This is a genomic window from Winogradskyella marina (assembly GCF_015645385.1).
Lineage (GTDB): Bacteria > Bacteroidota > Bacteroidia > Flavobacteriales > Flavobacteriaceae > Winogradskyella > Winogradskyella marina.
The window spans coordinates 51772-63123 of the sequence record NZ_JADOET010000019.1 but is presented as its reverse complement, the minus strand read 5'-3'; the positions used below and the strand labels follow the sequence as shown (position 1 = coordinate 63123).

The following is an 11352-nucleotide window of genomic DNA, read 5'->3' as shown; positions in this document are numbered from 1 at the left end:
TATTTTACACCAAATGGAGATGGAAATAATGAAACTTGGAACATTGAAGGTATTGGTAGTAACGCCATCATCTATATATTTGATCGCTACGGAAAGTTGTTAAAGCAAATAAGTCCAGATGGAGACGGATGGGATGGAACTTATAATGGTAAAGCGATGCCAACGAGCGACTATTGGTTTACAGTAGAATACGACGAACCAAGCAATGGTGAACGTAAAGAGTTTAAAGCCCATTTTGCTTTGAAACGATAAACTATAATTTTAAGCATAAAAAAGCCTGAGTATTTAAATACTCAGGCTTTTTTTATATGCTTTTATTTTCAATTACAGATTAAACCCTAGTGTTAAGATAAAATCAGTAAACTTAGATTCAATTTGAGCAGCATCTGTTAAACCGACAGAATATAACTGATGATTATAATCGCGTTCAGATTGACTAAATGCAAAATCTAAATTAAGATTCCCAAAATTATAACCTATTCCTAATGAGTATCCGTTAAGGTCACCATAAAAACTATCATTTTTATAAGGACTTTCTTCAAAGCGGTAACCACCTCTAAAACTAACTTGTTTATAACGGTATTCGCCACCTAATCGATAAGATACGGCAGTATCTAAATCATTACTTATACTAGTATTCAAATTAGAGAAAAGAGCATCTGTTGTCGGTTTAAATTTTGAATTGCTATAATCTTTTACAGCATAGTCAAAACTCAATAAACCTGTCCTACCAAAAACATACGCTAAACTTCCAGTTACTTTACCTGGTGTTTGTAATTTATATTCTTCATAAACATTAATTACATTTGGGTTTACAACCTGATTAACATTAGATCCATCTTCTAATCGCGATGATGCTAGATATTGTGATGTTTCGTCTGAAATTCTATACCATGTTGGAGAGCTGTAAGATAAACCCACTCTTAGCTCTTCTGTTACTTTTGCAATTCCTCCTAATTGGAATGAAAATCCGCTTCCTGTTGTAAGTAAATTGTTTTCGAAATCTACTTGACTCACTGTAGAGCTTGCATTTGAGTTAGATTCATTAAAGAATGTGGTGCGTTCATAATCTATAAAATGTGAATTCAGATTCAATCCAAAATAAAGCTTATCATTATAACTTGTAGCAATATTAAAAGCTAGTTTTCGATTGTAGCCTCTACTAGCATACGCGTAACGTTGATTGTAGTTACCTCCATTAATATTAGAGATATAATTGTCGTTACTATCGTTTTCATCAGGATTTATAATATATCCTTCATAACCTAAAAATGCCTGTTGATTCTGAAAGCCATATATCGACCCAATTTCAGAATACGCCTGAGATATTGATTCACCAGGAAGGGCAGAAATATTGTCTAGTGGTAATCCATTTGCATATTCAACAAAGTAAGATCCGATAGTGTTATTCGCATTTACACCACTAGCTATCCAATCGTTATCAAAAGCAGCAGAACTATCATAAGCAAAACTTAATGAGAATTTATTCCAACCCGAACTTGTGTTCGTGTTTTTAAAAATAAATGCGGCTCCGAGTTGATTTAAATCAAAGCTGGAATTGGAAGAGGAGTTAGCTTTATTAAAATAGGTTACATCATTGTTGGTGTTGAATAGACCTAACGATATTGAAGCATGGCTATTGTTGAAAATAGCTGAACCTGCGGGATTAATATTAACACTAGACATGTCGCCACCCAAAGCTCCAAAAGCACCACTCATAGCTCTGAAACGAGCAGTTCCCTGTATGTCATCCATAGAATATCTTAGTGCATCTGTTACGTCTTGTGCTAAAATATAAGACGTGCTTACCAAGCCTATGCAAAGCATAAGTACCTTTTTCATATATAATTTTTTAAGATTTATTAAAGTTTATTTTATCCTCTACCACCTCGTCTACTACTGCTAGACGAACTTCTGCTACCACTACTAGACCTAGAACTTCCAGATGATCTTACAGTACTTCCAGATGACCTAGTGCTGCTAGATCTTGAACGAACAGACCCTGAAGACCTTGTGCTTCTAGTCGGAGTAGTGGCTCTAGTTGTACTTCTACTTGAAGACCTAGTAGTCGTAGATCTAGATGTTCTCGTATTAGGAACAGATCTTCTTGTAGTTGAAGAAGAGTTTCTAATGGTACGTGTTGGACTTGTTGTCGTTGTTCTTCTAATTGTTCTTGTAGAAGAACTATTTGATCTTAATCTACTATTGTGATTTGATCTTAGTCTACTATTAGGTTGAACAGCGTTAGATAATCTTCGTGTTGAATAATTGCTTCTAGATAATGCTGAATTACTTCTGCGATTTAAATTGTTGTTATATAATAAAGATCCTCTTCTAGTAGTATTGTAAGCATATCTATTATTTCTGTAATATCTGTTGTTCCAACCGTAATTATGGTATCCGTAACCATATCTCCATGGTGCGTAATGTCTATATCCATAATAGCCACCGTAGTAACCTCCATAAGGCCAATAATTGTTCCAGCCGTATCCATAGTTATAACCCCAAGGTCTCGACCAGCCATAGTAACCGTAGCCAAACCCTGTATTCCACATCCATGGACTATTATAGCCATACCAGCCATTATCTATGTAATTAATGGTAACCGTATTACTGTTTTGTCCCCAACCACCATAAGCAGGTTGTTGCTCTAGGGGGTCAACTACTTGTTCGGTATAATTTCCTTCATACGTGTCGATATCTGTGAAAATTTCAGATTCTTCTTGTATAGCATCGACTTCAGCCGAGTTTTCAGCGAAATAATTCTTGTAATACTGAGAATCATTTACTGAAGTAGTAACCACTGTTTCTTCTGTATTGTTTTCGTAATCTTCAGTAGCATAGATACCGTCATTGTCGTATCCTGCATACTGAAACGAACCACAAGAAGTTAACACGGTTAGTACACCGAGTGCAACAAAAAATGGCAATTTCTGAGTTAAATTAGTTTTAAATTGCATATCTCTTTTATTTTATTGTTGAACATAGCAAAAATAGTTAGTTTTGCTGTATTATTTAATACATTTAACATAAGCACAATATTTGTGCCAAAACACGGAAAATGGGTAAAAATCTTACTAGTAGAACCGAAGATTATTCAAAATGGTATAATGAACTGGTTGTTAAGGCCGATTTAGCAGAAAACTCTGCTGTTAGAGGTTGTATGGTTATTAAACCGTATGGCTATGCTATATGGGAAAAAATGCAAGCAGAATTGGACAGAATGTTTAAAGAAACAGGTCATGAGAATGCGTATTTCCCTTTGTTTGTTCCTAAAAGTTTGTTTGAAGCAGAGGAGAAGAATGCTGAAGGTTTTGCTAAAGAATGTGCTGTTGTAACACATTATAGATTGCAGAATGATCCAGACAATGAAGGAAAACTTAGAGTAGATCCCGAAGCTAAATTAGAAGAAGAGTTAGTTGTAAGACCAACTAGTGAAGCTATTATATGGAATACTTATAAAGGTTGGATACAAAGTTATAGAGATTTACCAATCTTAATAAACCAATGGGCAAATGTTGTACGCTGGGAAATGCGAACACGATTATTTTTACGTACTGCCGAATTTTTATGGCAAGAAGGGCATACAGCACATGCTACAAAGGATGAAGCACTGGCGGAAACAGTACAGATGAATGATGTTTATGCTGAATTTGCTCAAAACTTTATGGCAATTCCTGTTATTAAAGGAGTAAAAACAGAAAGCGAACGTTTTGCTGGCGCCATTGAAACCTATTGTATTGAAGCTTTAATGCAAGATGGAAAAGCATTGCAAGCAGGGACATCACATTTCTTAGGTCAGAATTTTGCAAAAGCTTTTGATGTTAAATTCACCAATAATGAAGGTAAATTAGACCATGTTTGGGCATCTTCTTGGGGAGTCTCTACAAGATTGGTTGGAGCTTTGATTATGACGCATAGTGATGATAAAGGTTTAGTGTTGCCTCCAAACTTAGCACCATCTCAAGTTGTTATTGTTCCTATATTTAAGACCGATGAACAACTAGAAGCGGTTTCTGAGAAAGCAGAAAATATAATTAAGGAACTAAAAGCTCTTGGTGTAAGTTGCAAATTTGATAAACGAACAACACATAGGCCAGGTGCAAAATTTGCTCAGCATGAATTGCAAGGTGTGCCATTACGAATAGCAATCGGCCCTAAAGACTTAGAAAATAATACGGTTGAGTTAGCAAGACGTGATACTTTAACCAAAGAGATTGTGAAAATTGAAGGTTTAGCCTCAACCATTAAAGATCTTTTAGGTACTATACAAGAAGAATTATTTACTAGAGCTTTAAACTTTAGAGATGAACATACCACTGAAGTTGACGATTTTGAAACATTCAAAAAAGTTTTAGAAACAAAAACAGGATTTATTTCAGCGCATTGGGATGGTACTGCTGAGACAGAACAAAAGATTAAAGAGTTAACAAAAGCGACCATAAGATGCATTCCTTTAGTTGATTACAAGGAAGAAGGTAAGTGTGTTTATAGCGGGAATGCATCGAAACAACGTGTGCTTTTTGCAAAGGCTTATTAATTTTTTTTGAAAAAAATTTAATAAGGTGTTGCACAATTTAAAAATAGTTGTATTTTTGCATCCGCAATGGAAACGTTGTAGGTTCATTTAAATAATAAATACCAAAAATGGCCCGTTCGTCTATCGGCTAGGACGCATGGTTTTCATCCATGTAAGAGGGGTTCGATTCCCCTACGGGCTACAATTTTTAATAAGAAATAATATAATGGCAAATCATAAGTCAGCTTTAAAAAGAATTAGAAGAAACGAAAGTAAACGCGTACTTAACAAGTATCAGCATAAGACAACACGTAATGCTATAAAAAAATTACGTGAGCTTACAGATGCTAAAGAAGCGCAAGCAATGTTACCTTCTGTTATTAGTATGTTAGATAAATTAGCAAAGAATAATGTAATTCATGCTAACAAAGCTGGTAACTTAAAATCTCAGTTAACTAAACATGTTGCTGCAATTTAAATAATTGTAGTTTCTATTAAGATATTTAAAGTCTTTCCGATTGGAAAGACTTTTTTTATGGCTATGATTTAAGTATTATGGCTTTGTTGTTAAGCGTTGTCTTTTTATTGCAACTACTAAGATTGCAATTAAAGTAAATCTTAATAAGCCAATAAACTAAATTAGGCGTTGTTTTAATTAGTACACATACCAAAAATCGGGAAAAGTAAAGGGCTGAATATTTTAGACGTTATATAATAAGGGGTTTATACCTGATCGAAGACATCTAAAATTGTCATAATTAATTATCTAATACGTTTTAAAACAAACCTGTAATTTCACCATCGTCACTGATGTATATACCTTCAGAAGCAGGATGCGCAGGTAAGCCAGGCATTCGCATTATATTTCCAGTAATTGGGATTAAAAAGCCTGCACCAGATGCAATTTCAATTTCTCTAACTGTAATAGTAAAGTCTTTAGGACGACCTAAAAGTTTAGGGTTGTCTGATAATGATTTTTCGGTTTTTGCGACACAGATGGCTAATTTATCTAAACCAAGATTTTTAATGCGTTTAAGTTGTCGTTTAGCATTAGAAGTATACTCTACATAATCTGCTCCATAAATTTTTTGAGCTATAGTTTCGATCTTAAACTCTACACTGTTTTCCCAATTATAAAGCGGTTTAAATTGTACGGTAATATCATTAACAACTTCTACGATTTGTTGTGCAAGTTCAATAGCACCTTCTCCGCCTTTAGCCCAAACATCAGCAACGGCAACTCTAATATTTTTACTTCTAGAAAAATCTTTTATGAGTTGAATTTCCTCTAGGCTATCCGATTCAAATTTATTGATGGCAATTACAGGAGTTAAACCAAACTGCTCTATGTTTTCTATGTGTTTTTCTAAATTGGGAAGTCCTTGTTCTAGGGCTTCTAAATCTTCGATTTTTAGTGATTTTAAATCTGCGCCACCATGATATTTTAAAGCTCTGATAGTTGTTGTTAATACCACAGCTTTTGGTGAGAGATCTGCACTTTGGCATTTAATGTCTAAGAATTTTTCAGCGCCTAAATCACAGCCAAAACCAGCTTCTGTAATTGTGTATTCTGAAAATGTCATTCCCATTAATGTTCCTATTACCGAGTTGGTACCTTGAGCTATATTCGCAAAAGGACCTCCATGAATAATTGCAGGATTTCCTTCCATAGTTTGCACCAAATTAGGTTTGATAGCATGTTGCAATAGGGCAGCCATTGCACCTGCAACTTTTAAATCTTTAGCATAAATAGGCTTATTTGTAAATGTATAACCTATAAATATATTTCCAAGACGCTCTTTTAAATCGTTTAAATCCGTAGCAATACAAAGAATTGCCATAATTTCTGAAGCTGCTGTTATATCAAAACCAGTCTCTCTAGGAATACCTGAAGTCGTACCTCCTAAACCAATAACAATTTTTCTTAAAGCTCTATCATTCACATCAAAGACACGTTTCCATGTCACCGTTCTTGGGTCTATACCTAAGGAGTTTGTTTTACTCTGAATATTATTGTCAATTATAGCAGCCAATAAATTATTCGCTTTTTCTATGGCTGAAAAATCACCTGTAAAATGCAAATTAATATCTTCTAATGGTAAAACTTGTGCAAAACCACCTCCTGTTGCTCCACCTTTTATTCCAAAGACAGGGCCTAAAGAGGGCTCTCTAAGAACTACGGTTGTTTTTTTGTTTAGTTTATTCAGTGCTTCAGACAATCCGATAGATATTGTTGTTTTTCCTTCACCAGCTGGAGTAGGTGAAATTGCAGATACTAAAATAAGATTGCTTTTATCGGCTTTAGATTCATCGATACAAGACAGAGGAATTTTAGCTTTATTTTTTCCATACATTTCTAAAAGATTAGGGTTAATTCCAAATTTTTCTGCGATGGCTGTAATCGGTTTTAGTGTTACCTTTTTTGCAATTTGAAGATCTGTCATAATAGAAAATATAAATTATTACTTCTCAAATTTAGACGAATTATAAGGCTTAAATGGTGATTTTTATCATGTATAAAATTGTATTTCAACTCTTTTATTACTTAATGCGTTAAAGGTTGTAACTTTGCAGTAAATTTTTAAAGATGCACAAAGCAGGTTTTGTAAATATTATAGGTAATCCCAATGTTGGAAAATCCACGTTGATGAATGCTTTTATTGGTGAAAAGCTATCCATAATCACATCGAAGGCACAAACTACCAGACATCGTATCTTAGGTATTGTGAATGGTGAAGATTTTCAGGTGATACTAAGTGATACACCAGGAATTATAAAACCAGCGTATCAACTACAAGAGTCTATGATGGATTTTGTAAAATCGGCTTTTGAAGATGCAGATGTACTAATTTATATGGTTGAAATTGGTGAGAAAGAATTAAAAGACGACGCTTTTTTTAAAAAAATCACCAACTCAAAGATTCCTGTTTTGTTATTGCTAAACAAAATTGATACCTCTAACCAAGAACAATTAGAGGAGCAATCAGAGCTATGGCAAAGTAAAGTGCCAAATGCTGAATTTTTTCCTATTTCTGCAACTGAAGGATTTAATGTTCAAAATGTATTTGATAGAATTATAGAATTATTACCAGAGTCACCAGCATTCTATCCAAAAGATCAATTAACAGATAAACCAGAACGCTTTTTTGTAAACGAAGCTATTAGAGAAAAAATCTTAATGCATTACAAAAAGGAAATTCCGTATGCTGTAGAAGTTGATACAGAAGAGTTTTTTGAAGAAGAGGACATAATAAGAATGCGTTCAGTAATTATGGTAGAGCGTGAAACTCAAAAAGGAATTATTATTGGCCATAAAGGATCTGCACTAAAACGTGTTGGCGTTGAAGCTAGAAAAGATTTAGAAAAATTCTTTGGTAAACAAGTGCATTTAGAACTGTACGTAAAAGTGAATAAAAACTGGAGAAGCAATCAGAACCAGTTAAAACGGTTTGGTTACAATCAACGATAACTCTTAAGGATATCATTCATAAAATCATGTAGTTTATGCATTTCAGGCTTGCCTTTATAGCGGCCTAACCGTCCTGAAACATACAATGCAAACCATAGTATCACCATTAGAAGGGTAAGAAATATTTGAATGGCATATGAGTTACCTAATGATGCATTGGTATAGGCCCAAACACCAAAGCCAAAAAACAAAGCGGCAACTATAAAATGTAAAAACATAAACATAGTCCATACGGTTGGGTTGGGGCCAAATAAACCATGAACTATGGCTTTATTACTACCGTCTTCGTTAATTTCTAAATGTAATTGAGGCGACCAAAAATGCTGATCTTTTTTAGGAATTTTTATAAAAATATGATCATCAATTCTAGAAACGATAAAATCTTTCTGACTTAATTTTGATGCTTCAAAGGTCTTGAGTAACGTTTCGTTATCAGTTGCTACTTCAAATTTAAAGCGCGGTCGTAATACTATTTCATTTGAGAGAGACATCTTATAATAGAGTAGGTGACAGGTGTTTATTTTAATATTAAAAACTCACAACGTCTGTTAATAGAATGTTCCGTTTCAGTACAATTATCACGACAAGGAACTATTGGTTTCGATTCGCCATAACCTTTTGAAGTTAATCGTGCTCTCGATATGCCATTTTCTACAAGATATTCTAAAGTTGCACGTGCTCTTTTTTCAGAAAGATCCATATTAAACTCATAACTCGCTCTAGAGTCTGTATGTGCTCCTAACTGAATTTCCATTCTCGGATATTTTGTAAGTAAGGCTACCAATACATCTAAGGTTCTTGCTGCCTGTGGTTTTATATCCCATTTAGCAAAATCGAAATATATGTTTTCTAATTCTATAAAAGTATTTCCTTCATCATCATCAGTAACAATTTCTTCTGCATCTTTATAAGACTCAATTTCTAACTCAATATTAAATTCAATATTACCTTTGTCATTAGTATCAAAAAATTCAACCTGAGGAATATATTTAGGCTGAAAACCTTCAACAGAGTAATTTTGACTTGGTTGTGTTGGAAGTTTATATCTTCCATCTTCTCCAACGCGTTGTTCTGCAACCACATTGCCATCTTTATCAAATAAAGTTACGGTTGTATTAGGTAAAATTTCGCCAGTTACTTTATCGGTAACTAATCCTTCAATAAAATAAGTTCTTTCGTTTTCGATGCGTTTAAACGTGTAGATATTATCTAAACCAGAGCGATTAGAGGACACATACCCTGTGTTTATGGAATCTACAACCACAAAAGCAAAATCATCTTTTTCACTATTTATAGTTTCTCCTAAATTGAGCGCTTCTAAGAATTCATTGTTTTTTGCACGACTAGCAAAAAGATCTAAACCTCCAAAGCCATGTTTTCCGTTTGATGAAAAGTACAATGTACTATCCTTGGCAATAAATGGGAACTGTTCTCTACGAATGGTATTGATGTTTTCACCTAAATTAATCGGTGTTCCAAATGAGTTATCTGCGAAAACATCGACATAAAAAATATCAAATGATCCTAAAGTATTAGGCATATCACTAGAAAAATATAAGCGAGTTTCATCATCGTTTAATGCCGGATGCATTGTAGAATAGGTTTCACTAGCAAATGAAACGGGTTCAATATTGGCCCATTCACCGTCAATAAGCTCTGCTTTAAAAATACTAACTACAGCGATTTTTGTTGAATCTAAATCGATTCGTTTTTTTAGGTTTCTAGAAAAGTACATGGTCTCACCATCTTTTGTAAAGATGGCGTTACTTTCATGTTGTTTTACAGAATTAATTTCATCGCTTAGCGGTTGAATGCTATCTAAAGTGATGTCATCTCCTTTAGATACAACACCTTCGTATAAATCTAAATACGGTTTGTCATTCCATTTATAATTCGGGTTTTCTATGTTTTTAGTAGATGCAAAAACAATTTTATCATCACGAAGACCAACTCCAAAACTAGAACCTCCAACGTCTTTTGTAAGATTATTTAATTCGTATTTATACGGTACAATACGTTTTAGCAAAGCTTTTAATTCTGGTGTGTTTATGGTATCCTTCAAGTGACGCGTAGAAACTTCATCAGCTTTTTCATAATTTTTGATGCCTTTTAAAACTTGAAAATATTTGAAATAGAAATCCTCGGTTAAATCGGTATTAATTTTTAAATCATACACTTGCTTGTAGGCTTTGTAAGCTTTTTCAAATTCAGAATTAAAGTAGTAACAATCTCCTAATTTTTCTAAATTATCGACTGTTTTGGGAAGGCTAGAAAAAATCTCTGCAGCTTCAACATAAGCTCTGTTTTCATAAAGGTTATTCGCTTTGCTTACGGACTGAGAGAAACACAGCACTCCTGTTGTTAAAGCCGTTAATAGTATATATAGTTTAAACGTTTTCATGTGTTTTCAATTAGAAAAATCTAGGGGATTTATCGTAACCTTTTCCGAGTCTTCCGATGTTAAACAATAAAAATAATTCGTGCGAACCAGAATTAAATCGTCCTAAATTAGAGATTGTATGGTCGTAAGCATAGCCAATGCGAACTGCTGACGTCATAGAAAAATTAATCATACCAGTAACCGAATCATCATAACGATATCCCAATCCAAACTCCACTTTGTCATACATTAAAACGTTGGCTGTTGCATCTATAGAAAGCGGTGCATTATTAACATATTTCGCCATGAAGGCAGGTTTAAATTTAAAATTGTCACCAAGGTTAAATACATAACCACCAGTGAAAAACATATGAATGTTTTCTGCTGCTTCAGAAACAATGCCACTGTCTTCTTGTAGGTGTTTTGACTGTAATAAATTAGGTGCTGATAAACCTAAATAATATGTTTCTGAAAAATAGTATAGACCAGCTCCAACATTAGGGAAGGTTCTATTAATGTTTTCTGCAAAGGCTGGATCTGGGAGTGGATCTGAATACACAAAACCATCAAAATTGGTACTGTAAAAAGTGGCTCCAGCTTTAATTCCAAAAGATAATTTTGAAGTCTTGCCAACAGGAAGGACATATGCAATATCTGCAAATGCGCCAGATTGTTTGACGACATCACCAATTTCATCATGAACAAAAGAAATACCTCCCTCTAAACGATCTGTGATTTTAGAATGTGCAAAGAAAGAACCGGTTACAGGAGCTCCTACCGATTGTGCCCATTGTGAACGATAAAGTAAACCAACGCTCATAGTAGTCTCATCATCTGTAGCGTAAGCAGGGTTTATAACACTCATATTATACATATATTGCGTGTATTGCGGATCTTGTTGCGCATATGATGAGAACCCTAAAAATAGAATTATAATCGCAATGCTATATGTTATTAATTTACTTTTCATTTTAATATGTCATA

10 protein-coding genes and 1 tRNA gene are annotated in these 11352 nt (G+C 34.0%); 5 read left to right on the top strand and 6 right to left on the bottom strand.

The features are described 5' to 3' along the window. A partial coding sequence (locus ITJ86_RS15870) for a T9SS type B sorting domain-containing protein (protein ID WP_195872642.1) occupies window positions 1-252 on the top strand: 252 nt, incomplete at its 5' end. Between the two features lie 72 nt (window positions 253-324). Here ITJ86_RS15870 and ITJ86_RS15865 read toward each other — a convergent pair. Both ITJ86_RS15865 and ITJ86_RS15860 read right to left on the bottom strand, forming a co-directional pair. Continuing rightward, window positions 325-1842 carry an OmpP1/FadL family transporter gene (locus tag ITJ86_RS15865; protein ID WP_195872641.1) on the bottom strand — a complete coding sequence of 506 codons (1518 nt, stop codon included), beginning with the start codon at window positions 1840-1842 and terminating at the stop codon, window positions 325-327. Between the two features lie 32 nt (window positions 1843-1874). Continuing rightward, window positions 1875-2960 (bottom strand): hypothetical protein, encoded by a 1086-nt coding sequence (locus ITJ86_RS15860; RefSeq protein WP_195872640.1) that lies wholly within the window; start codon window positions 2958-2960, stop codon window positions 1875-1877. Between the two features lie 101 nt (window positions 2961-3061). Between ITJ86_RS15860 and proS the strand changes: the two genes are divergently transcribed. The 3 genes from proS (at window position 3062) to rpsT (ending at window position 4997) form a co-directional block, all read left to right on the top strand. Next, the gene (gene proS / locus ITJ86_RS15855) at window positions 3062-4540 is read left to right on the top strand and encodes a proline--tRNA ligase (protein WP_195872639.1); all 1479 of its coding nucleotides are present in this window, start codon (window positions 3062-3064) and stop codon (window positions 4538-4540) included. 109 nt (window positions 4541-4649) lie between these two features. Beyond that, a tRNA-Glu gene (locus tag ITJ86_RS15850) sits at window positions 4650-4721 on the top strand. 24 nt (window positions 4722-4745) lie between these two features. Next, on the top strand, window positions 4746-4997 hold the full coding sequence (rpsT, locus tag ITJ86_RS15845; RefSeq protein ID WP_195872638.1) for a 30S ribosomal protein S20: 252 nt from the start codon (window positions 4746-4748) through the stop codon (window positions 4995-4997). A gap of 298 nt (window positions 4998-5295) precedes the next feature. Here rpsT and ITJ86_RS15840 read toward each other — a convergent pair whose 3' ends face one another. Continuing rightward, a complete protein-coding gene (locus ITJ86_RS15840) occupies window positions 5296-6963 on the bottom strand; it encodes a formate--tetrahydrofolate ligase (RefSeq protein ID WP_195872637.1) in 1668 nt (555 codons plus the stop codon). 143 nt (window positions 6964-7106) lie between these two features. On the opposite strand from ITJ86_RS15840, the gene era reads away from it, so the two are divergent. Then, window positions 7107-7988, top strand: coding sequence for a GTPase Era (gene era / locus ITJ86_RS15835; RefSeq protein ID WP_195872636.1), 882 nt, complete (start codon window positions 7107-7109; stop codon window positions 7986-7988). Here era and ITJ86_RS15830 read toward each other — a convergent pair. From ITJ86_RS15830 to ITJ86_RS15820, 3 genes are read right to left on the bottom strand one after another with little or no spacing between them, the layout of a single operon-like run. Next, window positions 7979-8479, bottom strand: coding sequence for a GTP-binding protein (locus ITJ86_RS15830; RefSeq protein ID WP_195872635.1), 501 nt, complete (start codon window positions 8477-8479; stop codon window positions 7979-7981). The two genes, era and ITJ86_RS15830, sit on opposite strands and share 10 nt — an antisense overlap. Window positions 8480-8505: 26 nt before the next feature. Continuing rightward, the gene (locus tag ITJ86_RS15825; protein WP_195872634.1) at window positions 8506-10389 is read right to left on the bottom strand and encodes an OmpA family protein; all 1884 of its coding nucleotides are present in this window, start codon (window positions 10387-10389) and stop codon (window positions 8506-8508) included. A 10-nt stretch (window positions 10390-10399) separates the two neighbouring features. Beyond that, complete coding sequence (locus ITJ86_RS15820; protein ID WP_195872633.1) at window positions 10400-11338, bottom strand: PorP/SprF family type IX secretion system membrane protein; 939 nt, start codon at window positions 11336-11338, stop codon at window positions 10400-10402. Window positions 11339-11352: the final 14 nt, after the last annotated feature.